A 26,569-nucleotide genomic window follows, 5' to 3' on the forward strand; every position below is an offset into this window, starting at 1 on the left:
GCACCTGGCACGAGGGGCTGCAACAGACGCAATGACCTGGAATCCGCACCAGTGTTCCGCCTGCTGCAGGCACTGAAAGGCTGGCGAAAGGCCTGCGCCGGCGTTGCCTGAACCGCACGCGTGCTGTGACCTTTTTCGGACCATTTCTCCATGTTCGCTCCACAATCGCACGGTAGCCTTCATGCTCCTTCTACACGTTGGCGGGCTGGTGGTCAGGCGTATCACTTCAGTGGCAGTGCCCAGGACGGGGCGCGGACTCTCCCTGCAGGCAGTGCTGCGACCCGGCGCGCTGCTCGCAAGTCTCGCATTGGCGGGCTGCATGTCGGTGCCGGTTCCGGATCTGCCTGATCGCACGCCCAGCACCTGGACCCAGGTGCCGCAGGGCCAAGGCGTGGCGGTGGACGCCAAACAGTGGTGGAAAGTGTTGTCCGACCCAGCGCTGGATGGACTGGTCGATCAGGCCATCGCCGGCAACCTCGACCTGCAGCAGGCCACGCTGCGCCTGCAGGCCGTGCGGATTGTCGCCGGCACGTCCGATTCGCGCTTCCTGCCGGAAATCACGGCCAGCGCCAAGCAGGTGCAGGATGCCGCTGCGGTCGACACCTACTTCCACGCGGGTATCGAAGCGATCTGGGACCTGGGCCTGTTCGGCGCCGCCGAGAGCGCGCAGTTGAGCGCGCAGGCGTCGGCCGGCAACGCCGAGGCGCTGCGTGGTGCCGCGCAGGTCGCGGTGATCGCCGACGTGGTGCGCAGCTATCTGGATCTGACCGTGGCGCAGGCCCAGCAGGACCTGTTGGCCCGCCAGCAGGCGGTGGACGATCGCGGCGAACAGTTGGCCCTGGTACGCCAGCGCCTGCGCCTTGATGAGCCCGGCGAACTTGATCGCCTGCGTGCACGTCAGGCCGCCACCCGCGCGGCCACGGCACAGGCACGGGAAAACGCGGACAACGCTGCCCGTGCGTTGGCTTTGCTGCTGGGACGCGATGGCCCGGACCCGGCCTGGCGTGCCTATCGCACGCCGCCGACGCTGGGTGCGTTCTCGCTGCAGCAGGTCCCGGCCGATCTGCTGCGCCATCGGCCGCAGATCCTGCTGGCCGAATCGGAGGTGATGCAGGCTGCTGCCAGCAAGGGTTCGGCACGCGCCGCGATGTATCCGCGTGTCAGCCTCGGTGGCTCCATCCTGTACGCCTACAACCTCACCCAGAACGCCCGCTCCAATTCCGATTCGAGCCCGTCCATCGGCCCGTACATCGATATTCCGCTGTGGGACTGGGGCCAGCGCCGCGCACGCTTCCATGCCGATGAAAAGCAGCTGGATGCCGCCTTGCTGGGTTACCGCAAGGCGGTGCTGGAAGGCGTGAGCGAAGTGGAAGGCGCGCTCGGCAGCCTGGCGCGCCAGGACAGCAGCATCCAGTCGCTGCGCGCGGCCGATGATGCCGCCGGGCAACAGGTCAAGCGGCAGGCGCGGCAGGTGCAGTTGGGGCTGTCCAGCGAATTCGATGGGCTTGACGGGCAGCGTGCGGCACTCGCCGCGCAGGCCGACCTGATCGGTGCACAGGGTGCGCGCGTGCTGGCCTTTGCGTCGCTCTACCGCGCCCTCGGTGGTGCTCCGTTGCCTGTCGAGGGTGAGGGCGAATCGCAATGATCGCGCTGGCCCGCAAGACCCTGGCTTATGAGTGGCGCCGGTTCCTGCCGGTGGTGCTGGCGATGTGCTTCGCCGGTGTGCTGTTGATCGTGCAGGCGGCACTGGTGCTGGGCATCTTCGGTACCGCTGCGATCTACGTGAAAGCGTCCTCGGCCGACATCTGGGCCGGCTTCCCCGGCACCCAGAGCGTCAACTACGGCCATGCGATCAGCGCCGACGTCGAAAGCCACCTGCGCATGGACCCGGATGTCACCCGCGTCGAACCCTACGAGTGGGTCGATGGCGAATGGCGCTCGGGTGCGCAGGGTACCGGCAACGTGTCGGTGTACCTGTCCGGCATCTCCACCGGCGATGACGCAATGATGTTCGCGCGCATCCTGCCTGCCGACCTGCGCGCGCAGCTGCGCGAGCCGGGGGCGGTGATCGTCGACAGCGCCGACCTGGATACGCTCGGCGTGGACCTGCAGAGCAACCGTGCATGGATCAATGGCAAGGCGGTGCGTGTGGTCGCCGCGCAACCGGGCCTGCGTGGCCTCGGTGGCGTCAACGTGCTGGCCTCGCTGGATACCGCGCGTGCCATCGCCGGTACCGATCCGCACGAGGGCAGCACCTATTTCGTGGCGGGCCTGCGCTCGCCGGACTTGGCCGACCGCGTGCGCGACCGCCTCGCTGCGTCGATGGGCCAGGCCACGCCGGTCGAGTTCTGGACCGCGCCGGCGTTCGCCAGCCGTTCGCAGCAGTACTGGTTGTTCGACACCGGCGCCGGCATCGCGGTGCTGTTCATGGCGGTCATCGTCTGCTTCGTCGGCGCGGTGATCACCAACCAGTCGTTCGCCTCGGTGGTGGCTGGTTCGGTGCGCGAGTACGCCACGCTCAACGCGCTCGGCGCAGGTCGCTACGCGCTGGCACGGGTGGTATTCGAGCAGGCATTGCTGATCGGTGGCGTGGGCATGTTGCTGGCGGCGGCGTTCAGTACCGTCGTGCTGTTGATCGCACAGTCCCAGCGCGTGCCGGTGCAGCTGACGCCGATGGTCATCATCGGCTGCGTGGCGCTGGTCGCGGTGATGGCCATGCTGTCGAGCATCATGGCGGTACGCAGTGTGGTCCGCTCCGATCCATCGTTGCTGCTGCGTTGAGGACCGGCCGATGACCTCCAAACATGCCGTCGCTCCCACGTTGCAGGCCGACGCACTGGAAAAAGGCTTCATGTCCGGCGATGTACAGGTGCCGGTGCTGCGCGGCCTGTCGCTGGACATCTATCCGGGCGAGTTGACCCTGGTCTCGGGCCCTTCGGGGTGCGGCAAGAGCACGCTGCTGTCGCTGCTGTCCGGCCTGTCCGCGCCGGATGGCGGTCGCGTGCACGCGCTGGGCCAGGACGTGGGCCACATGACCCGCGGCGAGGTGGAGCGCTTCCGCCTGCACCATGTCGGCTTCGTGTTCCAGGGCTTCAACCTGTTCCCGGCGTTGACTGCGCTGGAGCAGGTGCAGTTGCCGCTGGGCTACCGTGGCATGCGCAATCGCGAAAGCGAACCGCTGGCCCGCAAGGCGCTGGAAGAAGTGGGCCTCAGCCACCGCAGCCACATGCGTCCGGCGCAGCTGTCCGGCGGCGAGAAGCAGCGTGTGGCCGTTGCCCGCGCCTTCGCCAAGTCGCCGACGCTGATCTTCGCCGACGAACCCACCAGCGCGCTGGACGCCGAGAACGGCCAGCGCGTGATCGACATCCTGCATCGCTACGCACGTGCGCATGGCGCCACCGTGCTGTGCGTGAGCCACGATCCGCGCCTGATCCGGCATGCCGATCGGGTGATCGCCATGGAAGACGGCATGGTCCGTGATGACCGCCGCCAGAACGAAACCGTAGAGTCCGCCCCATGACCAAGACGTCGCACCTGCTTCCCCTCAGCCTGGTACTGTCCGCGGCACTGCTGCTTTGCGCCTGTTCCAGGGACGCGCCCGCCCAGGCACCTGCAGGTAAAGCCAGCACTGCCACCGCCGGCAAGGTTGCGGTGGCGCGCGGCATCATCGATGTCGAGGGTGGCCTGATCGCGCTGGCGCCGCCGGTGGATGGTTCGATCACCGCCGCGCTGGTGAAGGAGGGCGCCACGGTGAAGAAGGGGCAGCTTCTGCTGTCGCTGGACGGTGCGCTGCTGCAGCAGGAAGTGGCAATGGCCACCGCTGATCTCGCACTTGCCAATGACCGCCTGAAGGGCAGCCAGGCGCAGCTGCGCGAACTGGAGCGCAATGCCACCCGCCTGTCCACGGGTGCGAGCGAAGGCGTGTCGTCCAACCAGCAGGCCGATGCGGCCAAGCAGCAGCTGGCTGGTGTACGCGCCGATGTCGACGTGGCCGGTGCGCAGGTCGACATGGCCCAGCACAAGCTGGAACACGCCAGGCTGAAACTGCAGCAGATGTCGCTGAGCGCGCCGGAAGCCGGCACCGTGGTCGGCCAGGTGCCGGGCCTCGGCGCCTTCGTGCAGGCCGGCAAGCCGGCGATATCACTGCTGCCGGCGCGCCCGCTGCAGGTACGTGCCGAACTCAGCGCGGCCTACGCCGATGCCGTGCAGGTGGGCATGAGGGCCACCGTGGTGCCAGACAGCGATGGTGCCGAGAACGCCAGCACGCTGCCGCCCGCACGCGTGGTACGCATCAGCCCGGTGTTCGCGCAGGCTCGCCTGCCTGAAGACGCGGGGCGTGGCGTGGCCAAGGTGGTGGAGTGCGTGCTGGAGTTCGATGGCGAGGCCAAGGCGCGCTTCGGCCAGCATGTGCGGGTGGAGTTCCGGAAGTAGGCCTAGTGCTGCAACGGGGGCGCATCCGCGCGCCCTCGACGCCTGAACGCCCGCCACGCGCTCACCGCCGACACCATGCACAGCGCCAGCAGCAGGCCCACGTCCAACAGCAGCAGCCACAGCAGATGCATGCCTTGTACCGGCGGCTGATGCATCGCCGACAGCATCCACGGCACCGACCACAGCAGCAGAAGGGCGAAGGCGATCAGCAGGCGCAGCCACAGGCGTTTCAGTCTCCACGGCCGCACGATCAAGGCGGCTACCACCAGTTCGACCGTGCCCAGCAACGCGAAGACGATGACGGTGCTGGTCGGGTAGGGCAGTTCGGCGCCTTCCAGGTGGTGCAGCAGCCAGTAGTCCGGAGTGAAGCCGGCATTGACCAGTGCGGCGATCAGCGCCAGCCAGGTCAGCGCGACCAGCAGCCAGAACAGGCGGATGTAACGTCTAGGCATCGGTGGTGTCCGTGGTGTAGCGGGAGGTTGCCCGCGACGAATAGCGTAGGCTTGCGGCGATTGCGGCCAGTGCCAGCAGGCCAGGTCCAACGGTGAAGTACACCAGGCGCAGCGGATGGTCGTGCATCAGCGTCCAGCTGGCGAACGCCAGCGGCGCCGCCAGCACCAGCAGCTTGGCGAACAATGGCCGCAACACTGCGATCAGCAGTTGGGCGCCAATGAACATCCAGAACAGATGGAACTGGGCGATGCCCAGGCCGATGTCGCGATGGGCGGTGAAGCCGAAATGGTCGCGATACCAGTTCATTCCCAGCGGAATCAGTGCCCAGTACAGCAGCGCCACCAGCAGATGCAGCAGCAGGGCGATCAACAAGGGTTTGCCGCGAAGGAACATGGTCGCATGGGGCTGGGCGGGGCAGCGTACCCCACTGCGGACGCCCGTGACCGCATGATGTGAAGACTGTTGACGGCGTGAAGGAATTTGGACACAATAGCGCTCCTTCGACGCAGGTCGAACGGAATCTGCGGGAATAGCTCAGTTGGTAGAGCGCAACCTTGCCAAGGTTGAGGTCGCGAGTTCGAGTCTCGTTTCCCGCTCCAGGTTCTACAGGGCCCCGGCAGGGGCCTTGTTTTTCTCCCGCCACGGCAAGGCGGGGCACGTTGAGCCGCAAGGCTTTGCGCGCAGTCAGAAAGGTGAAATCGCTGGTGTGTTTTCCGGATTTCCGGTAGCATGTCGGCTTACGCGGGAATAGCTCAGTTGGTAGAGCGCAACCTTGCCAAGGTTGAGGTCGCGAGTTCGAGTCTCGTTTCCCGCTCCATGTTCCGACAGGCCCCATCATGGGGTTTTGTCTTGTCAGGGTTCCGTTCCTGGCGCGCGGTACGTTGGCCTCATGGCAGAGTGGCTATGCACCGGATTGCAAATCCGTTTACAGCGGTTCGATTCCGCTTGAGGCCTCCAATTGAAAAGCCCTGACTCCGGTCAGGGCTTTTTTGTTGGCTACGATTGCGTTCCCGCTTGCGCGATCGTTGCGCGGCCTGGCGGCCAGTCATGGCGGATCCGGTGGCGCTACACTGGTCTGATGAACCAGATTGATCACTTCCGCGGCGCCTTGCTCGGCCTCGCGTGCGGCGATGCCGTCGGTACCACGCTGGAGTTCAAGCCTCGTGGCAGCTTCACCCCGATCACCGACATGGTGGGTGGTGGGCCGTTCCAGCTGCAGCCGGGGCAATGGACCGACGATACCTCCATGGCGATGTGCCTGGCCGAGAGCCTGGTGCGTTGTGACACCTTCGATGTGCACGATCAGATGAACCGCTACGCCAACTGGTACCGGCATGGGTACTGGAGTGCGACCGGCGAGTGCTTCGATATCGGTATGGCAACGCGGGCTGCGATCGACCGGTTCCTGCAGGATGGCCATCCGCTGGCGGGTAGTGACGATCCACGCAGCGCTGGCAATGGCTCGATCATGCGTTTGGCGCCGGTGGCATTGCGCTACGCCGGGACCCCCGACCTGCAGGCAATGGCCGAGCTGAGTTCGCGAACGACGCACGCTGCGCAGGAGTGCCTGGAGGCGTGCCGCTTGCTGGCGGTCGCGCTGGAGCGGGCGTTGGCAGGTGGCACCCGTGACGCGGTGCTGGATCTCAGCAATGTCCCCGTTGAGAGCGCGCGGCTGCAGCAGATCGCGGCGGGCGGCTACCGCGGTGCCGCGCGTGAGCAGATCCGTGGCAATGGCTATGTTGTCGACAGTGTCGAAGCTGCACTCTGGTGCTTTGATCGCCACGACACCTTTGAAGCCGTCGTACTCGAGGCGGCCAATCTTGGCGAGGACGCCGACACCACGGCCGCCATCGCGGGGCAGCTGGCGGGCGCATTCCATGGTGCGCGCGGAATCCCCGGGCGGTGGTTGCAGCGGCTGGCCCTGCGTGCCGAAATCCAGGCGCTGGCCGATGCGCTGCACGCCTTGAACCAGGGCAGCGACCGCGCTGCGTGAGTCGGGTTCCCTGCCTGTGAACTGCGCCGGCAGGACGCTCCCTGCCGTCGCCATTTCCGACGCCGCGAGGGAACCCGTGCGGCAGCTCGCATGCCGCGGCCGCCAGTCTCAGCCACCCACGACATGGAAAGGCGCTATGGTCGGGTTCCACGTCTCAGGGAGCCGCAATGGCGAGCAAGGACATCACGCGTCGCTTCAGCCACGGAGCGAAACGGAAATGAGCAAAGTCATGGCAGATGTGCGTTGGCTGACCTTTCGCTTGAAGAACGGGCAATCCATCGGGCCGGAGCGGCTGAAGGACGGATGGGTGATTGCCTCGGAAACCGCCCGCTGCGAGGTCCGCCGCGAGCATATCGAGGGATCGGGCCTGGTGTATGCGCTGTATGCGCCGGCCAGCCTGGCCTCACCGCGGCGCGCGGAAATGCGCATGCGCGAATTCCTGATGAGCTCGGGCTACACCTTCACGATGGGCACGCTGGGCGGCTGACTGGGCCCGTCATGGTTGCGCTCGCACGGTCAGCGCCTGGCCCTGCATGCCGATCGGGCGGCGTGCATCGTGCAGCACCATGCCGGTCAGGCCGAGGCCTTGGCGGCTGAACGACACACGCCACCCGAGCAGCCCCCTTCCGGCACGGTGGTGATGCGTTGCGGCACGCGACGGACTCAGCGTTGCACGGCCTTCAAGGCGTCGACCACCTGTGCCCCAGAAAAACCACAGTGTCCTTCGCCCACTGGCGGCAACACGCGTGGCAGCGGGCGTGCGCCAGCCCGTGCGGCCAATTGCGGATACACCGTCTGCATGTGCGGCACGATGGTCGGGTCGTTGTGGTTGAACTGGATCACCAGCGGTCGCTTCAGTGCGCCGGTCATTGCCAGCGCGTCGCGGACATGCGCCTGTGCCGCAGGCACGGGATCGATGCGCTGAACGCCGGCATTGAATGCGGCGTCGTCACCGAATCCGCTGTACACCACCCCCAGGTTGCCGACCGGCATGCCGCCGCTGCGCGTGGCCAGTTCGTGCAGCACCAGTGCGTGCAGGCTGATGGCGCCGGCCAGTGCATCAGGGGACACCTGCAGCTGCCGCGCCAGCACTGCGGCGTGCGACGGATCACGTTGCAGGGCATTGGCGATGCCCTGGTACAACTCGCCCTGTGGCAGCGCGGCGGCTTCGCGCGCTACCAGGCCGGCGGCCGGCAGCCCATCGGCCTTGGGGAAGAAGTAATCGAATGCGACCAGCGTGGTCAGCAGATCGGTCGCGATCTGTTCGCCACCGAGATTGGCGCCGCACAGCGACACGCCACCTGCGTAGTGCTGCGGGAAGCGCTCGAGGCTGCCGATGGTCACGGCGCCGCCCATCGAGAATCCGAGCATCCAGGTGTGACGGACATGCTTGAGTTCACCCACTGCCTGCTGGCGCAGGCGTTCCGTATCGGTGATCGCATCGGCCACCGCCCAGCCCTGGCTGGCATAGGCGCTCTGCGCGACGGCGTAACCTGCTGCCAGCAGTGGCGCGGTGCTGTCATTGGCCGACATGGGTGCGGTGCGTGGCATGCCGACCGGTTCGTAGCCATGGGCCAGCATCACCAGATCGCCGTTCCAGCTGGCCGGAACATCCAGCCGCCACGGTGCGCCCTGCAGCTCGCCGCTGAGCGTGCGCGGTGCCGGCGGTGGTGCAGCCAGCGATGCCATCCAAGGCAGCAGGCAGAGGGCAAGCGCACATCGAAACAAGGGTCGCATCGGGGTCATTCCATGCGGGAATGGCGCCGAGCATAGATCCCTGCACAACCTTGCGCGCGCTGCAGTGCCGCAGGGCATTGCCGGTCGGCGGTGCCGCGCTCTACGCTGGCGGCATGGCCCTGCACAGCATCGCGTCGATTATCCGCATTCCCCACGGGAAGGCGGGGTAGCGCGCGGTCATCTCGGCCAAGCAACCTGCCCGGGAAGGCGGGTTGCATGCAGCGCTCTCCCGGGTAATGAATCCACCAAGGAGAATGCAGATGCACGACCTTTCATCGAACGACGCTGCGCCGACGCTGCACCTGGTGTGCGGCAAGATCGGTGCCGGCAAATCCACCCTGTCGCAGCAGCTGGCGTTGAAGCCGCGCCACGTATTGATCAGCGAAAACACGTGGCTGGCGGCGCTGTATCCGGGCGAAATCCATTCCATTGCCGACTATCTGCAGCGTGCAGCCACGTTGCGCAATGTGCTGGCCGATCATCTGCGCACATTGCTGCAGGCCGGTGTTTCGGTGGTGCTCGATTTTCCATTCAATACGCCAGCCAGCCGCGCGTGGGCACGTGAAGTGTTCTCGCCGGTTGGCGCTGCACATCAACTGCATTTCCTCGACATTGCCGATGAGGTCTGCAAGGCGCGGCTGCGCGCGCGCAATGCTCTCGGCGAACATCCGTTCCGGGCCAGCGACGAGGAGTTCGAACGGATCACCCGCCACTTCGTTGCACCGGCCGCGGAAGAGCGCTTCGTGGTGATGCGCTATACCGAGGCAGGCCCGGCGTAGCGCAGCACCAGGCGGCCGTCGTCATGCTTGCGCAGCTGCATGAATTCGAGCCGGATCACTCAGCCAGTGCCGCCCCCTCAACCGCCGATTCCGATACGATCTGTCACATTGCGTTAGTCTCGCTTGACCCGGAGTCCCGTCATGGTCGACCGTCTCGCCATTCTGCTGGAACGTTTTTCGGTCACCGCCTCGGTGTTCCATGCCGGCGCGCTGTGCGGCATCAACACGCTGGAGGGCGAGGATGAAGCCGGGCAGTTGCACCTGGTGCGACGTGGCCCGCTGCAGGTCAGCCACGGCCAGCAGACCGTGCAGGTCGAGGTGCCGAGCCTGCTGCTGTACCCGCGGCCGATGCCGCATCGGTTCAGTACCGATCCGCAGCACGGCGCCGACATGGCCTGCGCCAACCTGCATTTCGAGGGTGGACGGCTCAACCCGATCAGCGCCGCATTGCCCGATTTCATCTGCCTGCCGCTGGCCGATCTGTACGGCGGCAACGCAGCGCTGGAACTGCTGTTCGAGGAAGCCTTCGAGCAGCGCTGCGGGCGTGCGGCGATGGTCAACCGGCTGTTCGAGGTGGTGATGATCCAGGTGCTGCGCCAGCTGATGGAAGGTGGCGAAATGCGTGGTGGCCTGTTTGCCGGGCTGGGTCACCCGCGGCTGCGGCTGGCGCTGGTGGCGATGCATGAAGCGCCCGCACAGTCCTGGACCCTGGAAGACCTGGCCGAGGTCGCCGGCATGTCACGCAGCGTGTTTGCTGCCAGTTTCCGTGAGGCGATGGGCACCACGCCCGGTCAATACCTGCAGGGCTGGCGGGTGGGCCTGGCGCAGCAGGCACTGCGCCAGGGCAGACCGCTCAAGCGGATTGCCGACGATGTGGGGTACGGCAGCGAAGCCGCGCTGTCGCGCGCATTCAAGGCGCACACCGGGCAGTCGCCGCGCGAGTGGCGTGGGCAGGCCCGCGCCGGCGCGGCCTGAGCTTCAGCCCAGCACCAGCCGGGCCAGTTTCATGCCACCGAACAGGCCGACCAGGCCCAGTGCCACCGAACCGCCGGCGTACAACGCTGCCAGGCCGTGCTGGCCGCGCTGCAGCAGCACGCCGATTTCCAGCGCATAGGTGGAGAACGTGGTGTAGCCGCCGAGAACGCCGGTGGCCAGCAGCAGGCGCAGCTGCGGCGAGGCGCCATTGCGCAGGGCGAAGGCTTCGACCAGCACGCCCATCAGCAGCGCGCCGCTGATGTTGATCAGGAAGGTCGACCATGGCCACGGGCTGCCGACTGCCACCCGCGTACCGATCAGGTTGCAGGCATGGCGAAGGCAGGCGCCGAGCCCGCCGCCGATGAAGACCAGCAAGTAGTTGTTCAATGCGTGCATCACGTGCCTCGGGTACGGGTTCGCTGATTCGATGGCGAACGCCGAGGGCAGGCACGGCCCGCCATCGACGAACGCCGGTTCGTCCTGGCAGGAGCCATCAGCCCTTTCAGGCGGTTATCGGGGGAGCCCCATCCCCATCGGCGACCATGCTACCAGCGGTAGTGCATTCACGTCATCGAGGTCGTCAGCACCCGGATGACCTTGCTGCGGCTGAAGCCGTCCATCAGCAGTTCGAAGGCCAGCAGGTCCAGGGCCGCGTGGCGGCGGTGGTCGATCTCCAGGCCCTTCTCTTCCACCAGATGGCTGACCAGTTCGTAGGCGTCCTGCCAGACATCCAGGTGGGCCTGGCTGGGGATATAGGTATTGCCCCGCTCACCGACGCCAAGCCCGCTCACGCCATACAGCAGTTCACGCGCGTCCAGCTTGGCCGCATCGGCGATGCGGAACAGCTGTTCGGCCTTCACATGGGCGGGGCTGACGTGGTCGTTGAGCCAGTTGCTGATGGTTGCCGTCGTCGAATCGGCGGCGCGGGCCAGATCGGCCGGGCGAGGGTGCCCGGCTTTCTTCATGGCAATGGCGAGTCGTTGGCCGAGAGTATTCATCTATGCAAGCCAGCTTAACGCGTGGATCGCAAAGATCCCTTGTTCCAAGAATAAGTCTGGTTAACAGAAGGACCGACCGTGACCGAATTCTGGAGCAAGGGGCAGGTGCGCACCCGGCTGGGTTTCCGCACCGATGCCGAACTGGCGCGCTTCTTTGGCATAAGCCGATCTGCAGTGTCGCAATGGCCCAAGGATTTCCCGATTCCTGCGTTACGCCAATACATCCTGCATCAGCGCTATCCCAACCTGTTCCCGGCAACTGAAGCCACGCAGGGCGAATAAGCCTCAACTGCGCCGCCTTTTGTCGCATATAGCACTCTAAGTGCCATTTGCTAAGTATGCTTAGCAACATAGGAAACTTTGATGGAACAGGGTCGGGCTATCGATGAGGCCTACCAGGGCAGAGGCTGGATGAATCGGGTAGGTTGTCGGCTCCGGCCCATCCGGGAAGCCTGTCATCCCGTATGTGGTTTCGTGAACGATTAATAATTTCGATCACGAAAGTCGCTGCATGTAATTGACCTGTCGTGAAATCTATGACTAATTGGCATCAACCGGGCGTGAAGCCCGGGAGTCTTTCAGTAGCTCGCAAGTGAGTCGGTAGACCGTCAACGATGCAGAACAAGTCCAACGGAGGTCGTATGGAATACGGCATGCATGGCTTGGCTGAACGGGTACGCCGCGAACTGGAAGCCAGTTATCACAAACACGGATGCGGTCCGGCGTTCTGGGATACCTACCAGCAGGTGCTGGACCGCCTGGTCCCGCAGGGGACCGAGCGTACCGAAGTCACCAATGAAATGGCGCTGATCATCGAACAGCTCGGCATCGTCCGACGTGCGCAGCTGGTGCCGCCGCACGCCAACGGGCCGCGTTGACCCGTTGATTCAAAGCAGGCGCCAGGCGCCACAGGCCAACAGCGCCAGCAGCATTGACAGCAGTGCCAGGGTCCGCGGTCGCCACCATTGCCGCGGTTGCCCGGCCATGGCCTGCGGACTGCAGTAGCGCACCAGCCCCGGGCCGAAACCGGCCTGGTGCTGCTGCCGCGAGCAGGCGTCCAGGCAGGCGCCGCAGGCCAGGCAATCGGCCTGCGGTCCCTGGCGGATGTCCAGCTGCATCGGGCAGGCGCTGACACACGCGGCGCAGTCGGTGCAGTCGCCCAGGCGATCGGCGCTGAAGGTGGGCATCGGTCCGGCCAGCAGCGGATGTGCGGCGCGGAACACGTAGTCCTGTGCGGTGGTCGGGTCGAGCAGGCCGCGTCCGCGTCCGAGCACGCCCCCCATGCCCGGAGGGCGCATGCCGCGCGGTTCGCCGCGGCGCGCGTCGTACAGCATGCGTGGTGTATGTGGATCGATCAGCAGTGGTTGCATGCGCGCGAACGGGCACAGCGAACGGCACACCTGCTCGCGCAGGAAGCCGGCATTGCCCCAGGTGGCGGCGGCATAGAACAGCACCCAGAATGTTTCCCAGCCGCTCCAGCCGGCATGCGGAGCGGCGGCCAGCAGTCCGGCGATCGGGCTGAACAGGCCGACGAAGGTGATGCCAGTCCACAGCGACAGCAACCCCCAGGCGACCTGGGTGGCCGGGCGCACGGCTGGCACTGGCAAGACCTTGGCCATGCCGTGCGCGATCCAGTCGAAGGCACGGCGCCACAGCGTCTGCGGGCAGGCATGACCGCACCAGATGCGGCCGGCGAGGTGGGTGAGCAGCGCAAGGCCCACCGCCAGCACCGCCAGCAACCCGATCAGCACGCCGACATCGCCGGGCCACAACGTCCAGCCGAACAGGTCGAAGCGCCGTGCGTTGATGTCCAGCAGCAGGGCCTGGTGTCCATTCCAGCGCAGCCATGGCAGGGCATAGAACAGGACCAGCAAGAGCGCGCTGAGCGCGCCGCGCCAACGCCAGGGGCGTGGGGTTCCGGTTCCGGTACAGGGCGTACTCATCCCAGCGGCAGCTCGTCGTCGTCATCGCTCGGCAGGGGCCGCTGCAGGTACCAGGTGACTGCGCTGGAAAGTGCGGTCACCGACCAGAACATGAAGAATCCTGCCGTATAGCCCAGTTCACGGCTGATCGCCGTGCCCGGGAAGCTGATCGCCTGCAACCGCAGCGGGTCGACGAAGGCGAAGAACACCACGCTGGCCAGGCCGGCAGCGATGAAGCTGGGCCAGAGGATGGCGCCCCAGTGCTGGATCAGCTGCTGGCGGCGGCTGGGAGAGGGTCTGTTCATGCTGTCCCGGATCGGAATGAGGGCGGCGCGTATACTCCGCCGAGGCCGGCGCAGCATCCGCAGGGCATGCTTCCTGCAATCGTGGCAGCCTAGGTGCAGCGGACTGCGCCGACATTGATCTGGATCAACGGCGGTGCCGGCCGGCTGCGGCACACTGCCGGCACGCTTTGGGTACCCCGATGAACGCAATACCGCCACCTGTCCTGCCCGTCGCCTCGCCCGGGCTGTGCACCGAGCAGGAAGTGACCCGCCTGGTCCACGACTTCTATGCGCGCGTGCGCGAGGAAGAGCGGTTGGGGCCGGTGTTCCAGGCGCATGTCCACGACTGGCCGGAACATCTGGCGCAGCTGGTCGATTTCTGGTCGGCGATGCTGCGCGGCACGCGCCGCTTCAAGGGCTCGCCGATGTCCAAGCACATGGCCATCGAGCTGGACAAGGACTTGTTCGATCGCTGGCTGGTGCTGTTCCGGATCACCACCGCCGAGTGCGGCAACCCGCCGATGCAGGAGCTGGCCAACGACGTCGCCGCGCGCATCGGTGACACCTTCTGGAAGCGCTACCAGATGCTGCGCTGGCCGCAGGTGGGCCTGCCGGTGCTGGGAATCCCCACCCGCGATTGATCTGGGTCAAGGCGGTCATGGCCGTCCGGCGCGATGCTGGCGGCATGGACACGTTCTCTCCCGCCGCCGGTGGCCTGGCCTGGACCTTCGACCCCGACCTGCTGCGCCGGCATGACCGGCCGGGGCCGCGCTACACCTCGTATCCGACCGCGCCGCACTTCCACGATGGCTTCGACGCGCCGGCGCTGCGCCAGGCGATCGCCGACAGCAACCAGCTGGCGCGCGCGCTGTCGCTGTACGTGCATGTGCCGTTCTGCTCCAGCCCCTGCTTCTACTGCGGCTGCAACCGGGTGATCACCCGCGACCGCGGTCGGGGCCACAGCTACGTCGCGCGCGTGCTGGCCGAGGCCGACCTGCTGGCGCCGCAGTTCGAGGACGGCCGTGAGGTCATCCAGCTGCATCTGGGCGGTGGTACGCCGAACTTCCTCGAGGCCGAGGCGATGACCACGCTGGTGGAGGGGCTGCGCCGGCGCTTCGATTTCAGCGATTCGCCGCAGCGCGATTTCTCGATCGAACTCGATCCGCGCTTCATCGATACCCGCGATGTCGCCATGCTGGCGCGGCTGGGCTTCAACCGGGCCAGCCTGGGCGTGCAGGATTTCGATCCGCATGTGCAGGAATCGATCAACCGCATACAGGGCGTGCAGCAGACGCTGGACATCCTGCATGCCTGCCGCGACAGCGGCATGCGCTCTGTCAACGTCGACCTGATCTATGGGCTGCCTGGACAGAGCCTGCAGGGATTCGGCCGCACCCTGGAACGAGTGCTGGCATTGCGACCGGATCGCCTGGCGGTGTATGGCTACGCACACCTGCCACACCTGTTCCGCGCGCAGAAGCAGATCGACGAGCGCCGGTTGCCTTCACCGGAAGACAAGCTGGCGCTGCTGGGCCTGGCGGTGGAGAAGCTTTCTGCTGCGGGTTACCAGTACATCGGCATGGATCACTTCGCGCTGCCGGAAGAGGACCTGTCGCGCGCGCAGCGTGCCGGCCAGCTGCATCGCAACTTCATGGGCTATACCACCCACGCCGATACCGACCTGCTCGGCCTGGGCGTGAGTGCGATCAGTCATATCGGTGCCACCTACAGCCAGAATCCGCGTGACCTGCCGTCGTGGGAGGACGCGGTGGACCAGGGCCAGCTGCCGGTCTGGCGCGGCGTGGCACTGAGCGCCGACGACCAGCTGCGCGCTGAACTCATCCAGCAGCTGATGTGCCAGGGCGAGGTGGACGGTGCCGTGCTGGGCCAGCGCCATGGCGTCGATTTCGAGCAGTACTTCGCCGAGGACCTGCGTTCGGTGCAGCGGTTGCAGGAAGACGGCCTGGCCGAATACCGCGACGGTGTAGTGCGCGCCAGCGAGCCGGGTCGGCCGCTGCTGCGGCTGCTGGCGATGTGTTTCGACCCCTACCTGCGCGCGGCGCATGAACAGCCGCGTTACTCGCGTGCAATCTAAGGTGTACTCGCGCAGCGCGGTTGGTGCCCGGAGCCGGAATCAGAACCCCTTGTGCTGCAAGGGGTTCGGGGGATTCTGGGGAGAATTTGGGCAGTCCTGCAGTTTCAGGGGGCCAACGCGATCGTCACGGCGGTCTAGCCGCCAATCTTCCTCTCGTCATCGGCCCAACGTAGGACCTCCGACCGCTTCCACTTCTTCTCGTTTCCGATCTGAAGCGGGGCAGGGAAGCTGGGACGGCACGCAAGCCTTTCAAGGAAGCCGCGCCGATTGGGCTTCCCGTCCGGCGTCGTGAGCCCCAACAGGACGGCACAGGAGTCCGCGCTGAGCCAGCGTTCGCCCTCGATCATCGCGGCCAGAAGCGCGATTGTGGGATCCGGAACAGGCTGTTCGATCACGGCGCCTCCTCAGCCGAGTCCAAGAAGGTCGGAGCCGGCGAAGGACGCCGCAGGTGGGGCGCGTACTCAAGCCACAGCAGTGCCCCGGCCATCTCTTGGATGGTCTGCTCGAAGGAGTCTCCAGGTGCCACCGAATGGGCGACCTCCGGCCACTCCTGCCCCATCATCTGTGCCGATGCACGGGCTTGATTGATCTTAGCTCCTTCGGCAGCGGCGAAGATCCCGAACGTGATTGCGCGCCGGATGTCCCTGACTGCTTTGGCGGAGATCTGGTAGTCGGGCTCCGCCTCCAGGTGGGCCAAATCGACCAATTCATCGAAGGTGCTCATGCTTCGGCTCCTGCGGCCCGATACAGGCCGGTCGCGAGATCGAGAAGGAAATCCATCGTCACGACCTCGTCGTATCCGAAAGAGACGTCCTTGCCCTCTGCATCTCGCATGCCTCTCCAAAGAAGTGCCTGCACATGATCGGTGAGAAGCCTGGCCTTGCTCAGTGCGACGTCCAGATCCTGCCCGGATGCCACCACAAGTGGCGATCCGGGGATTGAGATTTCCTTGGTCTTTTCCAGGTTGACCGAGTGGCTCATTGGGCGCCTCCGGCGTAACGCAGCGCCCTGCACATTTCGAGTAGGTCAGCGAAAACGAACAAGTCGTCATCGGTGATCCGGTCGCTGTCCATGTTGCTCAACTGCCGATGGACATAGTCGAAGTAGATGTTGGCCTTCAGGTCACTGTGCATTGTGTCGATCCCGGCGCACACCTTGAGCAGCGGGGCATTGTCCTGCACTGGGATCCGGCTGAACGGCTCTTCTTTGGTGAGGGGAGTGTCAGACACGGGCGGCCTCCTTCAGCGGCTGGCGGCACACGTCACGCCCGTTGTCACGCAGGTAGGTGAGCAGGTTCTCAGACTCCGAGAGGAGGCTCTCCATACCCAGCATGAGGCAGTCCACGGCATGCTCAGTGAGGGGGGCATACAGAACACGCTCGTCCTCTTCGCAGGTATCCCGCAGATCCTGCTTGGACGTGAAGTCGCGGCGGATGACGTCCAAGATGGCGATCGCCGCCTTTGTGTTCTGGTCGACCCGGACCAGGCGGTTGGTCAGGCAATCGGAAAGAGGGTTGTCCCTCCACGTCGAGTTCAGATAGTGCTCGCCGTTCGCGAGCCTGCTTGCATCAGCGGTAGGGGAGGGGGGTACACTGTGGTTCGCCATAGTGGCTTCCTTGATCTTCGCGGAGATGGGTACGACTAGGCAGACGGCTCGAGCGTTGGCGCGCTCGGGCCGTCACTGTTTTTGAGGTTCCAGTCAGGCTGGAAGGTGACCGCCCGGTCCACAGAAAGGGTCGACGGTGCGTAGACGTGTAGTTCTGCCTTGTTCTTGTGGGCGCCTCGCAGTTGTACTTGGATGCCGTCGCCGATGTAGACCGTCGTTCCTGCCTTCACCGTCATGACGATCGGCTTACCGTGAGGGGTAGGTGTTTCCCTACTCATGTTTCAGGTTTCCTTTGTTCAGGTCCGCGTGTGAAAATGCAAAAGTCGGGGTATATGCGTCACTCGCTGCAGCAACGCAAAGAACGACGTTCGGGTGTTGGGCGACACCGATCTCAATCACTCGTAGTGGAACAAGCACTGCAGCTGCACTGCCTAGAGCCATCCAGGCCGCACGAAGAAGCCTAGATGACGAGAGACTCGGCGGCGTGCCGTAACCGCCGCTCTGACAAGGGTGGTTAGAATTCATGCCGCTGCCTTTGCCAGCTCGGCGCCAATGCGAGCGATGCCCTTTGGTGTGATCCTGGTTTGTTCAACGACCTTGTCGGTTCCATCCTCGCGCTGAACAGTAGTGACTTTGTGGCACATGACGCCTTGCTGGATCCGTTCTTGGTAGGCGAGCCAGCCGCTGTGGCCCGGACGTTGGTAGACCCAACCATGAGCCACCAGCCAGCGCCGCAGATCTACCGGGCGGACCTGCAGAACCTTGGCCGCGTCTCGCATGCACAGTGAGCCATCGGCTGCAGCTATCCGATTCAGCGTAGCGACCTGCGGCGCCTGTTCCGCGACCGTCTGCTCCAAGCTGATCACTTTCTCGGTGTAAGTCAGAAGCAGGCCGCGCATCGCAAGGGGATCGTTCAAGACGGCCATCGGGTCAGAGGTCCGCATCTTGACCTTCTGGGCCATCTCAAAGAAGGCCCTCACCAGGGACTTCTTGAAAGAGCGCACGATCGGGCTGTTCCGCATGTAGGTCAGCAGCAGGGTCGCCTGCTGCTCGTTTAGCTCCGCGGACTCGATGGGATGCCCACCGCGCTCAGGTCGAGTCGATTTCAAATCGACTTCCCCAAAGTCCTGTAAGTCGCCCTGGTACTTCCGAACCAGCGCAATCACGCTGGCGTGCTCGTTGTGGGTGTTCTCGGCGATGGTGAGAGTGCTAGTCACAGCGGTGTCGCCGCTCAAGGTTACGAGCTCTGTCACGGAGATGGCTCCTGGTTGAAGGTACGTTCGAGCCGGGCAAGGATTTCGCCGTTGAAAGTCCGGTGGTTGCGTTCCGCTGCCTTATGAAGCTGTTCGTGTAGAGCTGGCGGCATTCGCAGGGCGGTCTTCACATAGTCGGCCTGGCCTGACTTCTTGGTATTGGTGCTGGTCATCGTCACTCCGGTTTGTGGCACTACCGTAGTGGCATAAGTAGGAGATCATGCCACTACGGTAGTGTCAAGCATTGGGTACTAGTTCAGTGGCAGAATTGCGGCATGGCTACTGATGACCTTGTTCGCACCCAGATCCGGCTACCTGCCGAACTCCACAGGCGCTTGGTGGACTCGGCGGATCAGGCCGGAAGATCGGTTAACGCTGAGATGGTCTTTCGGCTGGAAAGCACCTATCCGGCGTCCTTGGAGGTGCAGCTCATCTCGGCGCGCCGCGATGACCTCGCCCGTCTTGACGCAGAAAACCAAGCGATCAATAGCCAGATCGCGGATCTGAATATTCAGCTTTCGCAACCCAGCAAGAAGAAGATCCGGGGCCAAATTCAAGAAGCAATTGCATCGCTTGGACGTAGGCAACTGGCCATCAGAAGTCTTCGTCTGACTACCGAAATTGAGATTGAAAAGCTGCTGAAGTTGGCGCAGGCAGAAGCCGGAGAGCACGCCGAAGGCTGAGTTCACACCGAGGGCCTCCCATCACGCGCCAGCCATGTCATGCTCCGCTCCGGGACTACGGATAGGGGGATCCCATGACTAGGAAGACCGTGAGCATTCTGCTCATCGTGTTTGTCGTATTGGCCATCGTGATCTACACCCAGCTCACGATCTTCGTCATCCAGCCCATCGGCGCTGTTCCCGAGGGCAAAACGCTGGTCATCCTTCGGCTCAACAAGACCGAGTTCATCGACAGCGCAGATGCCATGTGTGAGAGAGAAATGGGCGGCGTCTCGCTGCTTTGCCGCTTGGGAATGATGGGCGGGGTCGCCAGCAACAGCACCGTATTGCTCCGCTTGCCGTACAGCCAGGCGCTTTACGACATTTCCACGGGCGGCAAGAGTTACGACCGCTGAGGGAGCTCTGCGGCGACCGTCTGCTTGGAGCTTGTGAGCCTGGGGGTAGCTGCTGCGGCAGCTTTCCGCGAGAGACTTCATTAGTTCACCCCATGGATCGGCCATTACCAACATGGGGTTAGACTACAATCAAAATTGTGGGTCAATCAACAACAATTGTTGTTGCCGACTGGAAATCACTATTCTAATTGTGGGACGCCGGTCGCCGCCAAAGAAAAACCCCGCCGGAGCGGTGGTGCGACAGCATTGACTAATCAACACAAAGTTGATAATTGGCGTGGCGTCTGCTATGGTCGAGATGAGATCTGAGCGGAGGCACCGTCCTCCTATTAGGATCTCTCCGGGGCGCCCTAGGCGCCCCTTTTTTATAGCCGAACTACACCATTCGGATCGCGTGGCGAGGCTTGTCGAAGCAGGATCGGGGCGAGCTTATTGAAATATGCCCGCCCGCCGGACTTCCGCATGTACGCGTTCGGCTGCTCATTCTGATACAGCAGATACGCTGCTAAGTCCGCAGACTGTATAAACATAGAATGCGCTGAGTCGCGAAAACTTGGGTCTTCCAGGACTCTGCTCACCATCAGATTACGGTAGCCGCCACCGATCTGGTTGGGCACTGGGTTGTACGCCCGCATTCGTCTGAACATTGCGATTAGCTGCGCCGAAGGTTGGCCGTCAGCGAAAACCATGCCGGACTCGCGTTGCGCGAGAGGGGTAGGGAAGTTGGCATAGCCCAACGTGTTTTCGAATCGTTGCACTAGAGCTTGCCAAGCCTTCGCATGAACGTCGTAAGTTGCAGGTTTGTTCGCCTTGTCGACCACCACGTTGATCACGCTCAGGTACGGCAGCGCTGCCAGCTCGGTCGTGAAATGTCTAAGGATCGCAAGTCGATCATGCCGCTTGATTCGAACCAATGGCCCTGGGCTTGTAATGAACTTCGCAGAATGGATTTCTTCGCGTAGCTTGAGCCCAAACGAGGATCTCATCCTTTGACGGAAAGCCAAGAGGGCCTTCTGCATATCGTTCCAGTGTTGCTCATTCACAACTAGCCCGGTCAGGGTGAAGATCGGGGATGGTGAATTTACGAGTCCGGGGTCTCCGCTCTCGTCGACATACATGAAATACATGAGGCTCCTCCTAAGCCTAAGTTAGTCCGCCCAGCCACCGATCCAGTGCACGCGGCCAACGACCGTGATCGGTTCCCGCTTGGAGTCCATCCGGCGCGGCTTCTGCCACTGGTGGTCACCCTTCAGGTTGTCGCTTGCGAAAAATACTGTGCCATCTAGGACCATGGCGCGCTTCACGTAGTACTCCGGGTTGGCAGCGCCATGGACCTGGATCAGGTACAGCACGCCATCTACGACGCGGGTGTCTGAGGTGTCAAACAGGATCGCATCGCCGTCCTCAATGATCGGCTCCATCGAATCGCCCTTGCCGTAATAGATGGCCAAGTTGCGTCCGTAGATGCCACGCCGCCGCAGGCTGGTCTTCTTGAACTTCAGGCTGTGGGTCTCGGCGTACTCCTCCGCCTCAGCACCTGCAGCCCCCAGGCCAACTGCCTGAGAATAGCCAGTGACGTCGGTGTACTCGTTGTCGTCTGCCTGGTGACCTTGGGGCGGCGTTCCAAGCATGTCACCCACCCCTAGCGCCAGCCAGAGCGGGTCCACGTCCAGTGATCGGGCAATCTCGGCAAGTGCGCCCGTCTTCTTGGCTTTACCCGATTCGAGCTGGGCAATGGCCTGTTGGGAAATTCCCACAGACTTGGCGAGGGCGGTTTGAGACAGGCCGGAGCGCTCGCGCGCTGCGACCAATCGCTCAGCAAGGGTCGTATCCATATCGCCAGCGTGACCATCCTTGTTGTGAACGTCAAACAATTATAGTTGTGGTGCCACAGGAAAAGTAGTAGCCTTCGTTCCTATGAGCGAACCCCTTGAACATCTCAGGGCTGCGGTTGCCGCGGCTGGTGGCCAGAAAGCCTTGGCGGACCTGGTCACAGCCTTAGGGCATCCGATTCGGCAGGCGCACGTCTGGAACTGGATGAACCTGCAGGGAGGGTTGACCCCGCCGTACATGGCGCCGCTTGTAGAGGCCGCGACAGGCGTTAGCTGCGAGCTTCTCCGACCGGATCTGCGTTGGGACCGGGATGCCGAGGGGAGGGTGATCGCCTACGGCGTGACGTTGCAGCCAGTTGAGCCTGGGAAGAGCAGGGCAAAGCAGTAGCGGCTGGCCGGGGGCACTGAACGAAAAGCTCGCCCGAAGGATCGGGCGCGAGGGAGCAAGGACGGCGACCACCCTGCATGTGGAAGTGGCCATGTAGGTGTCTGGCGCTACGAGCGTGACGCGCTCGGGGGACAACCCAATGTCCAGATACAACGAAGCCCCCGCTGTCGGGCAGACAGATGCGGAGGCTTCGTTCAGAGCGAGGCCACTATGCCACACGCAATTTCCCGGGAAAACCCGAAATCCGGTCCGCGCCACATCAACGCGGTCATGAGCGATGCCGTTGAGAAGATCAGGGAGCGCCAGGCGAGGCCATTGGTCCGCCTGCAGGAACGCCTGCCTGATGGCCGCATTGCCGTGGAGGTCTACGACCGCGCCCGGCGTGGCGATGAGCCGACCTATGACTTCTACTGCTCAGGCCCCCAGCAGGCGTTGGAGTGGATCCAGCAGATGTCCAGCAAGCGCTGGATCACTACGGAGCACCTGGGGGCGTTCGCCACACTGATGCTGGCTGCGTTCCCGGAAGTGTCGGGAGCCTCCGCATGAGGCACCAAGCAATGGACTGGGCAGTCCAGCAGCGGTTGCGGGCGAAGCAAAAACTCTTGCTGATCATGCTGGCGTTCCATGTAGCAAGGGAGACCCATTGCTGCTCGCTGTCCCGTCGGAAGCTCGCTGTGCTGTGTGGCATGAGCATCGACAGCGTTAAGCGTGCGCTTCCAGAGCTCGTAGCGATGGAACTGATTTCAGTCGAGTTCCGAGTGGATGAGGGCACGAACTTGCCCAATACGTACACGCTCAAGGTAGGAGAACCCGCATGAGCGTGCAGGCAATGGCGTGGGCAATGGATCAGAAGCGCATCGCGGACCCCGCGGCGAGGCATGTGCTGCTGTGCCTTGCGAACTACGCAGACAAGGACGGCAGGGGAGCTTTCCCCTCTGCCGATAGCCTCTCCCAAGACACGGGTCTGTCAGTACGCACGGTACGCCTCAAGCTGGTTCAGCTGGTTGACGCAGGCCTGACCGTGAAGGGCAATCAAGCTCTCGCTGCCGTCTATATCAATCGGGCCGATCGGCGCCCGGTTGTCTACGATCTGGTCATGTCACGGGATGCAGCAGCTGCAGCCCGTGAAGAGGCGCGGGGTGCAGCTGACGGCAAGAACGGGGTGCAGCTGACTGCAGAACGGGGTGCAGCAGCTGCAGCCAATCCATCATATAACCATCAAGAAGAAACCCATGGGTCACCTGCCGGTGACGAGGGCGCCGCTGACGAAGCGGATGAGCAGGCAGATCTGCTCGGTGGCAAGTCGACTACCGGCTGCCCTCACGAGGCGATCATCGCTGCCTACCACAAGGAGCTTCCGAACTGTCCGGTTGTCCAAGGGTGGAGTGACAGCCGGCAGAAGCACCTGCGCGCGCGCTGGAAGGCGGACCCCACAAGGCAGACGCTCGAGTGGTGGCGTGGACTGTTCGAGTGGATGCGGGAAAGCGACTACCTCATGGGCAAGGTGAACAGCTTCCAGGTGTCCCTGCCGTGGCTGATCAAGTCTGAAGAGAACCTACTGAAGGTCGTAGAAGGCACCTACCACAACAACCGCAACGGGGGCCAGGGCTGATGCGCTTTGACCCCAATCTGCCGCCGCATAGCGTTGAGGCGGAGCAGGCTGTCCTGGGTGGCTTGATGCTGGCTCCAGAAGCTTGGCCTCTGGTGTCCGACACGCTGTCAGCCGAGGACTTCTACCGTCACGATCACCAGCTGATCTTCGAATCGATTCGCACGCTTGCGGAGAAGCAACGCCTGTTCGACGCGGTGACCATCGGCGAGTGGTTCGAGTCACGCGGAAAATTGGACCTGGTCGGCGATGGCACTTACATCACGGAGCTGGCTAGCACGACGCCATCGGCTGCCAACGTGGCTGCGTATGCGGAGATCGTGGTGCAGTACGCCGGCCGGCGACGACTGGCCGAGGTCGGCCGCAAGGCGATGGAGTCTGCCCGGCAGCAGGATGGCCGCGAGTTCCCTGAGCTCCTGGCGGAGTTGACGCAGGACATTGCCGGGTTGCAGCCGGCCCAGCGCGGCGGTCTTCGGCTTGCCGGGGAAACCATGTACGGGTGGTACAAGCGCTGGGAAGACCGCTATCACGCCGCTGGCGGCCTGACCGGACTGGAAACCCCATGGGCCGAATTCAACCGCGTAACGCATGGCCTTCAGCCGTCCACCGCCTATCTAATCGCTGGCCGGCCGAGTATGGGCAAGAGCATCGCGGCGCTGAATGTTGCCGTCTACTGCGCGCTCAAGGGGATAACGGTCGGGTTGTTCAGCCTCGAGATGAGCATCGACGACTGCCATGATCGAAACGTCGCGTCTGTCGGGCACATTCCCCACGAGTGGGTCACGAGGCCAAGGCATTCCGGTGAGGACAGCGAGATCTACCAGAGCCGTATGACCCCGGCGATTCGTGATCTGAAGGCGGCGCCTCTGTACATCGATGACACTGCCTCCCTAAACGTCCGCCAGTTCGAGGCCCGCGCCCGGCGCATGCACCAGCGCAAGCCCCTGCAACTGCTGGTCATCGACCACATCCACGACTTCGACGTGGACCCGCGCATGGCCCGATTTGAGTACGGCCGCATCCTCCAGAAGGGCAAGGACCTGGCGAAGGAGTGGAAGATTCCGTTGGTGGCCTTGGCTCAGCTGAATCGCAGCGTCACGGGGCGGAACGAGAAGCGACCGACCCTGTCAGACCTGCGTGAATCGGGCGAGCTGGAACAGAAGGCCGACGTTGTGGTGTTGCTTCACCGGGAGGACTACTACGACACTCCAGAGCAAAAGACCCATCTGCAGGGTGTCGTGGAGATGCACTTTGCGAAGGGTCGAAACATCCGTGCCGGCGAGCGGATCAGCTTGCAGAACCGCTTTGATCAGATGCGAATCGACAATTGGGACGGGCCGATGCCGCGTAAACCGGAGGCAGCGAACGACGACCAACCGCTGCGCCGCGCCAGCTATGGGCCTGGCCGTAAGACCTATGGGGGGATCGGCCGATGAGCGTCTTTCAATGCTTGTCCCAGGAGCCGACAGTGGATACACCAACCATGAGCAGTAGATTCGCCAGAACATCTGCCATTTCTGGTCTCCAGAAACCGCTCACAAGGAGCAGTTCGATCATGAAGCGATTCAAAAGTCGGGACGAGGTCGTTGCCCTGCCGGGGTTCGAGAAGGAACATCCGATTTCCTTGGAGACCTACCGCGGCTTGCTGGGGTGGTACGCCCTAGAAGAGAAGGAAATGCACTGTTGCTCGCTCAGGAGCACGGGCACGCTGTGCAATACGCCTCACCAAAAGGGATGGGTGGCGAAGGTCGCCGGAGGCGCTGTCACAATCATCGGTGGTGACTGCGCGAAGCAGAAGTACGATGCCGATAGCATCATCATGCGGGACATCAGTGCGGCGCAGAAAGGCGTTGACGAAGAGCTTGCTATGGAGAGGCTGGCCGAACTCTTGGCTGGAAGGGATGAAGCTAGGGATCGATTAGTGGCTGCGATGGGAGCGCTGGATCAACGGCGTCGCGCGCTTCAAGACTTCATGGAATCCGTGGGTCGCAAGAACCAAGCCAGGCTTGAGGAGCTCGCCAGGACCTCAGGTGAGGTTGTGGTCGAGGGGCGAACACCGGCGGAACTGGACGACGAAGGCGAGGTCATTAAGGATGCCAGAGTCGTATCCATCACATTGCCACCCATCGCATCCATTGGGGTGTGCAAGCCGTTCTACCTCACGCCTATATCAGAAGAGCTGCGAGCGCTTCTCAAGCTCTATAACGATGCGGACAGGTTGATTGCAACTGGTTCGAGAAAGGGACAGCGTGATCTAGTTTCAGGAATGGCGCGAGCTGATAGCTCAATAGCCAAAGCCGAGGTAGCTGCCAGGGCTATAGGTGCCTTCCTGAGCGGCGATCTGACGGCCGCCGGATTCCTAACCGGAGACTGGAAAGATCGTTGTCTCGCCGCAAAGGCTTCGCTTGACCGAATGGGGGCGGCCGGAGATCCCGGAGCATGGCTTCAGAGAGTTGAGGCGGGTCTTCGTCGCAAGCACAACGTCACCAAGATCGTAATCGGAGTATCCAGATGAGCACTGACAAGCGGCCTATAGAGGAGCGCATCGCCGCTCTGATGGGGAAGTCGGCCTACCGCGACCTTAGGGATGGATTCTTGGTCGGAGGGCTTCCGCGGTTCACGGACCAGGACGTTGCCGCCGCCATAGGTGCGGCGGCACGCTTGGGCGGCCGTGTGGGGGTGATGGCGCTGGAGACCTACTACGGCTCGACGCTGCTACACCAGGCTGCATTGCTGAGGGGGTGGGAGGATGCCGAAAGGAAGGAGGGCGACACCCGTGAGCAAATCGTCCTGACTAGGTTTGGTGGTGCCCTGGCCATTCAGCAGATGGCGGGTGGAAAGGTCACCAGCTCCGCCTACAGCGAGTACGCCTACCTGATCTTCTCACGCCGTGAGAAGCTCGAGGCCAGAGTCAGGGCGGCAGGTGCCTGGTTAGAGGAACAGCGCTTTACGGCGCTTCGGGAGGTCAAAGCCCAGCTTTTCCACGAAGCCGCTTGACGGGACGAAAAACACCCCCCAAAATCCCAACATGCGCTTTCTGCGCATGACCAAGCGGCTCGCCACACGGCGGGCCGTTTGCGTTAAGTCTGATCGTCATTCTGGCCGGTCTGTACTTTCCTGGCTCTTGTCGAGTGCAG

37 protein-coding genes, 3 tRNA genes and 1 riboswitch are annotated in these 26,569 nt (G+C 63.6%); of the genes, 24 read left to right on the plus strand and 16 right to left on the minus strand.

Going from position 1 to position 26,569, the window contains the following annotated elements; genetic code table 11:
• Positions 1-181: 181 nt before the first annotated feature.
• From AC5P8R_RS08495 to AC5P8R_RS08510, 4 genes are read left to right on the plus strand one after another with little or no spacing between them, the layout of a single operon-like run.
• Positions 182-1,645: an efflux transporter outer membrane subunit gene (locus tag AC5P8R_RS08495; RefSeq protein WP_032959318.1), complete on the plus strand. Its 1,464-nt coding sequence runs from the start codon at positions 182-184 to the stop codon at positions 1,643-1,645.
• Positions 1,642-2,781: an ABC transporter permease gene (locus AC5P8R_RS08500; RefSeq protein ID WP_032959316.1), complete on the plus strand. Its 1,140-nt coding sequence runs from the start codon at positions 1,642-1,644 to the stop codon at positions 2,779-2,781. Before AC5P8R_RS08495 ends, AC5P8R_RS08500 begins: the two co-directional genes overlap by 4 nt.
• 10 nt (positions 2,782-2,791) lie before the next feature.
• Positions 2,792-3,520, plus strand: coding sequence for an ABC transporter ATP-binding protein (locus tag AC5P8R_RS08505; RefSeq protein WP_032959314.1), 729 nt, complete (start codon positions 2,792-2,794; stop codon positions 3,518-3,520).
• On the plus strand, positions 3,517-4,431 hold the full coding sequence (locus AC5P8R_RS08510; RefSeq protein WP_014646637.1) for an HlyD family secretion protein: 915 nt from the start codon (positions 3,517-3,519) through the stop codon (positions 4,429-4,431). Before AC5P8R_RS08505 ends, AC5P8R_RS08510 begins: the two co-directional genes overlap by 4 nt.
• Before the next feature lie 2 nt (positions 4,432-4,433).
• Here AC5P8R_RS08510 and AC5P8R_RS08515 read toward each other — a convergent pair whose 3' ends face one another.
• Both AC5P8R_RS08515 and AC5P8R_RS08520 read right to left on the minus strand, forming a co-directional pair.
• Positions 4,434-4,883 carry a hypothetical protein gene (locus tag AC5P8R_RS08515; protein WP_014646638.1) on the minus strand — a complete coding sequence of 150 codons (450 nt, stop codon included), beginning with the start codon at positions 4,881-4,883 and terminating at the stop codon, positions 4,434-4,436.
• Complete coding sequence (locus AC5P8R_RS08520) at positions 4,876-5,277, minus strand: hypothetical protein (protein WP_046429875.1); 402 nt, start codon at positions 5,275-5,277, stop codon at positions 4,876-4,878. The genes AC5P8R_RS08515 and AC5P8R_RS08520 overlap by 8 nt, the downstream gene beginning before the upstream one ends.
• Positions 5,278-5,407: 130 nt before the next feature.
• Here AC5P8R_RS08520 and AC5P8R_RS08525 point away from each other — a divergent pair.
• The 5 genes from AC5P8R_RS08525 to AC5P8R_RS08545 all read left to right on the plus strand — a co-directional run bounded on the left by AC5P8R_RS08525 (position 5,408) and on the right by AC5P8R_RS08545 (position 7,364).
• Positions 5,408-5,483: transfer RNA gene (locus tag AC5P8R_RS08525), tRNA-Gly, on the plus strand.
• Positions 5,484-5,625: 142 nt separating this feature from the next.
• A tRNA-Gly gene (locus AC5P8R_RS08530) sits at positions 5,626-5,701 on the plus strand.
• Between the two features lie 66 nt (positions 5,702-5,767).
• Positions 5,768-5,841 (plus strand) — tRNA-Cys (locus AC5P8R_RS08535).
• A gap of 121 nt (positions 5,842-5,962) precedes the next feature.
• Positions 5,963-6,877, plus strand: coding sequence for an ADP-ribosylglycohydrolase family protein (locus AC5P8R_RS08540; RefSeq protein ID WP_014646667.1), 915 nt, complete (start codon positions 5,963-5,965; stop codon positions 6,875-6,877).
• Positions 6,878-7,094: 217 nt separating this feature from the next.
• Positions 7,095-7,364, plus strand: a complete 270-nt coding sequence (locus tag AC5P8R_RS08545) for a hypothetical protein (RefSeq protein WP_032959304.1) — start codon at positions 7,095-7,097, stop codon at positions 7,362-7,364.
• Between the two features lie 176 nt (positions 7,365-7,540).
• Here AC5P8R_RS08545 and AC5P8R_RS08550 read toward each other — a convergent pair whose 3' ends face one another.
• Complete coding sequence (locus tag AC5P8R_RS08550; protein WP_014646669.1) at positions 7,541-8,614, minus strand: alpha/beta hydrolase family protein; 1,074 nt, start codon at positions 8,612-8,614, stop codon at positions 7,541-7,543.
• 260 nt (positions 8,615-8,874) lie between these two features.
• Here AC5P8R_RS08550 and AC5P8R_RS08555 point away from each other — a divergent pair, with 260 nt between their 5' ends.
• Together AC5P8R_RS08555 and AC5P8R_RS08560 are read left to right on the plus strand one after the other, a co-directional pair.
• Positions 8,875-9,393 (plus strand): P-loop nucleotide/nucleoside kinase family protein, encoded by a 519-nt coding sequence (locus AC5P8R_RS08555; protein WP_495223253.1) that lies wholly within the window; start codon positions 8,875-8,877, stop codon positions 9,391-9,393.
• Positions 9,394-9,534: 141 nt separating this feature from the next.
• The gene (locus tag AC5P8R_RS08560; RefSeq protein ID WP_014646671.1) at positions 9,535-10,368 is read left to right on the plus strand and encodes an AraC family transcriptional regulator; all 834 of its coding nucleotides are present in this window, start codon (positions 9,535-9,537) and stop codon (positions 10,366-10,368) included.
• 3 nt (positions 10,369-10,371) lie between these two features.
• Here the strand turns inward: AC5P8R_RS08560 and crcB are convergent, their stop codons facing one another.
• Both crcB and AC5P8R_RS08570 read right to left on the minus strand, forming a co-directional pair.
• Positions 10,372-10,764: a fluoride efflux transporter CrcB gene (crcB, locus tag AC5P8R_RS08565; RefSeq protein ID WP_014646672.1), complete on the minus strand. Its 393-nt coding sequence runs from the start codon at positions 10,762-10,764 to the stop codon at positions 10,372-10,374.
• A gap of 81 nt (positions 10,765-10,845) precedes the next feature.
• Positions 10,846-10,909: riboswitch (Fluoride riboswitch) on the minus strand.
• A 22-nt stretch (positions 10,910-10,931) separates the two neighbouring features.
• Positions 10,932-11,333 (minus strand): helix-turn-helix domain-containing protein, encoded by a 402-nt coding sequence (locus tag AC5P8R_RS08570; protein ID WP_005415999.1) that lies wholly within the window; start codon positions 11,331-11,333, stop codon positions 10,932-10,934.
• Between the two features lie 111 nt (positions 11,334-11,444).
• On the opposite strand from AC5P8R_RS08570, the gene AC5P8R_RS08575 reads away from it, so the two are divergent.
• Both AC5P8R_RS08575 and AC5P8R_RS08580 read left to right on the plus strand, forming a co-directional pair.
• The gene (locus AC5P8R_RS08575; RefSeq protein WP_014646673.1) at positions 11,445-11,648 is read left to right on the plus strand and encodes a helix-turn-helix domain-containing protein; all 204 of its coding nucleotides are present in this window, start codon (positions 11,445-11,447) and stop codon (positions 11,646-11,648) included.
• Between the two features lie 359 nt (positions 11,649-12,007).
• Entirely contained in the window at positions 12,008-12,244 is a 237-nt protein-coding gene (locus tag AC5P8R_RS08580) for a hypothetical protein (RefSeq protein ID WP_005416001.1), read from the plus strand.
• A gap of 9 nt (positions 12,245-12,253) precedes the next feature.
• Here the strand turns inward: AC5P8R_RS08580 and AC5P8R_RS08585 are convergent, their stop codons facing one another.
• The gene (locus tag AC5P8R_RS08585) at positions 12,254-13,309 is read right to left on the minus strand and encodes a 4Fe-4S dicluster domain-containing protein (RefSeq protein ID WP_049442294.1); all 1,056 of its coding nucleotides are present in this window, start codon (positions 13,307-13,309) and stop codon (positions 12,254-12,256) included.
• The gene (locus AC5P8R_RS08590) at positions 13,306-13,593 is read right to left on the minus strand and encodes a hypothetical protein (RefSeq protein ID WP_032959293.1); all 288 of its coding nucleotides are present in this window, start codon (positions 13,591-13,593) and stop codon (positions 13,306-13,308) included. The genes AC5P8R_RS08585 and AC5P8R_RS08590 overlap by 4 nt, the downstream gene beginning before the upstream one ends.
• Positions 13,594-13,772: 179 nt before the next feature.
• On the opposite strand from AC5P8R_RS08590, the gene AC5P8R_RS08595 reads away from it, so the two are divergent.
• A complete protein-coding gene (locus tag AC5P8R_RS08595; protein ID WP_041863293.1) occupies positions 13,773-14,213 on the plus strand; it encodes a group III truncated hemoglobin in 441 nt (146 codons plus the stop codon).
• A gap of 44 nt (positions 14,214-14,257) precedes the next feature.
• Positions 14,258-15,667, plus strand: coding sequence for an oxygen-independent coproporphyrinogen III oxidase (gene hemN, locus AC5P8R_RS08600; RefSeq protein ID WP_041864131.1), 1,410 nt, complete (start codon positions 14,258-14,260; stop codon positions 15,665-15,667).
• 391 nt (positions 15,668-16,058) lie between these two features.
• Here the strand turns inward: hemN and AC5P8R_RS08605 are convergent, their stop codons facing one another.
• The 7 genes from AC5P8R_RS08605 to AC5P8R_RS08635 form a co-directional block, all read right to left on the minus strand.
• Entirely contained in the window at positions 16,059-16,391 is a 333-nt protein-coding gene (locus AC5P8R_RS08605; protein WP_478435610.1) for a hypothetical protein, read from the minus strand.
• The gene (locus AC5P8R_RS08610) at positions 16,388-16,648 is read right to left on the minus strand and encodes a hypothetical protein (protein ID WP_478435611.1); all 261 of its coding nucleotides are present in this window, start codon (positions 16,646-16,648) and stop codon (positions 16,388-16,390) included. The genes AC5P8R_RS08605 and AC5P8R_RS08610 overlap by 4 nt, the downstream gene beginning before the upstream one ends.
• A complete protein-coding gene (locus AC5P8R_RS08615) occupies positions 16,645-16,896 on the minus strand; it encodes a hypothetical protein (protein WP_495223255.1) in 252 nt (83 codons plus the stop codon). The genes AC5P8R_RS08610 and AC5P8R_RS08615 overlap by 4 nt, the downstream gene beginning before the upstream one ends.
• A complete protein-coding gene (locus AC5P8R_RS08620; protein WP_495223256.1) occupies positions 16,889-17,272 on the minus strand; it encodes a hypothetical protein in 384 nt (127 codons plus the stop codon). Before AC5P8R_RS08620 ends, AC5P8R_RS08615 begins: the two co-directional genes overlap by 8 nt.
• Before the next feature lie 35 nt (positions 17,273-17,307).
• Positions 17,308-17,550, minus strand: coding sequence for a hypothetical protein (locus AC5P8R_RS08625; RefSeq protein ID WP_495223257.1), 243 nt, complete (start codon positions 17,548-17,550; stop codon positions 17,308-17,310).
• Between the two features lie 243 nt (positions 17,551-17,793).
• Positions 17,794-18,525 carry a phage antirepressor KilAC domain-containing protein gene (locus AC5P8R_RS08630; RefSeq protein WP_495223259.1) on the minus strand — a complete coding sequence of 244 codons (732 nt, stop codon included), beginning with the start codon at positions 18,523-18,525 and terminating at the stop codon, positions 17,794-17,796.
• Entirely contained in the window at positions 18,522-18,698 is a 177-nt protein-coding gene (locus AC5P8R_RS08635) for an Arc family DNA-binding protein (RefSeq protein ID WP_495223260.1), read from the minus strand. The genes AC5P8R_RS08630 and AC5P8R_RS08635 overlap by 4 nt, the downstream gene beginning before the upstream one ends.
• 102 nt (positions 18,699-18,800) lie before the next feature.
• On the opposite strand from AC5P8R_RS08635, the gene AC5P8R_RS08640 reads away from it, so the two are divergent.
• Both AC5P8R_RS08640 and AC5P8R_RS08645 read left to right on the plus strand, forming a co-directional pair.
• Positions 18,801-19,208: an Arc family DNA-binding protein gene (locus AC5P8R_RS08640; RefSeq protein WP_481445099.1), complete on the plus strand. Its 408-nt coding sequence runs from the start codon at positions 18,801-18,803 to the stop codon at positions 19,206-19,208.
• Between the two features lie 89 nt (positions 19,209-19,297).
• Positions 19,298-19,603: a hypothetical protein gene (locus AC5P8R_RS08645; RefSeq protein ID WP_495223262.1), complete on the plus strand. Its 306-nt coding sequence runs from the start codon at positions 19,298-19,300 to the stop codon at positions 19,601-19,603.
• A 365-nt stretch (positions 19,604-19,968) separates the two neighbouring features.
• Here the strand turns inward: AC5P8R_RS08645 and AC5P8R_RS08650 are convergent, their stop codons facing one another.
• Together AC5P8R_RS08650 and AC5P8R_RS08655 are read right to left on the minus strand one after the other, a co-directional pair.
• Positions 19,969-20,730 (minus strand): DUF3800 domain-containing protein, encoded by a 762-nt coding sequence (locus AC5P8R_RS08650; protein WP_262085968.1) that lies wholly within the window; start codon positions 20,728-20,730, stop codon positions 19,969-19,971.
• Positions 20,731-20,751: 21 nt separating this feature from the next.
• Positions 20,752-21,438 (minus strand): XRE family transcriptional regulator, encoded by a 687-nt coding sequence (locus AC5P8R_RS08655; protein ID WP_495223263.1) that lies wholly within the window; start codon positions 21,436-21,438, stop codon positions 20,752-20,754.
• Positions 21,439-21,520: 82 nt separating this feature from the next.
• Here AC5P8R_RS08655 and AC5P8R_RS08660 point away from each other — a divergent pair, with 82 nt between their 5' ends.
• The 7 genes from AC5P8R_RS08660 (at position 21,521) to AC5P8R_RS08690 (ending at position 26,429) form a co-directional block, all read left to right on the plus strand.
• Positions 21,521-21,823, plus strand: coding sequence for a YdaS family helix-turn-helix protein (locus AC5P8R_RS08660; RefSeq protein ID WP_495223264.1), 303 nt, complete (start codon positions 21,521-21,523; stop codon positions 21,821-21,823).
• A gap of 270 nt (positions 21,824-22,093) precedes the next feature.
• Positions 22,094-22,369 (plus strand): hypothetical protein, encoded by a 276-nt coding sequence (locus AC5P8R_RS08665; RefSeq protein WP_495223265.1) that lies wholly within the window; start codon positions 22,094-22,096, stop codon positions 22,367-22,369.
• Positions 22,370-22,380: 11 nt separating this feature from the next.
• Positions 22,381-22,641: a hypothetical protein gene (locus AC5P8R_RS08670; RefSeq protein WP_495223266.1), complete on the plus strand. Its 261-nt coding sequence runs from the start codon at positions 22,381-22,383 to the stop codon at positions 22,639-22,641.
• Complete coding sequence (locus AC5P8R_RS08675; protein WP_495223267.1) at positions 22,638-23,435, plus strand: helix-turn-helix domain-containing protein; 798 nt, start codon at positions 22,638-22,640, stop codon at positions 23,433-23,435. The genes AC5P8R_RS08670 and AC5P8R_RS08675 overlap by 4 nt, the downstream gene beginning before the upstream one ends.
• Complete coding sequence (locus AC5P8R_RS08680; protein ID WP_445979132.1) at positions 23,435-24,868, plus strand: replicative DNA helicase; 1,434 nt, start codon at positions 23,435-23,437, stop codon at positions 24,866-24,868. The genes AC5P8R_RS08675 and AC5P8R_RS08680 overlap by 1 nt, the downstream gene beginning before the upstream one ends.
• A 119-nt stretch (positions 24,869-24,987) precedes the next feature.
• A complete protein-coding gene (locus AC5P8R_RS08685; RefSeq protein WP_414611790.1) occupies positions 24,988-25,947 on the plus strand; it encodes a hypothetical protein in 960 nt (319 codons plus the stop codon).
• On the plus strand, positions 25,944-26,429 hold the full coding sequence (locus AC5P8R_RS08690) for a hypothetical protein (protein ID WP_495223268.1): 486 nt from the start codon (positions 25,944-25,946) through the stop codon (positions 26,427-26,429). The genes AC5P8R_RS08685 and AC5P8R_RS08690 overlap by 4 nt, the downstream gene beginning before the upstream one ends.
• Positions 26,430-26,569 lie beyond the last annotated feature (140 nt).

Source organism: Stenotrophomonas sp. YJH_SMC_73 (assembly GCF_059370155.1).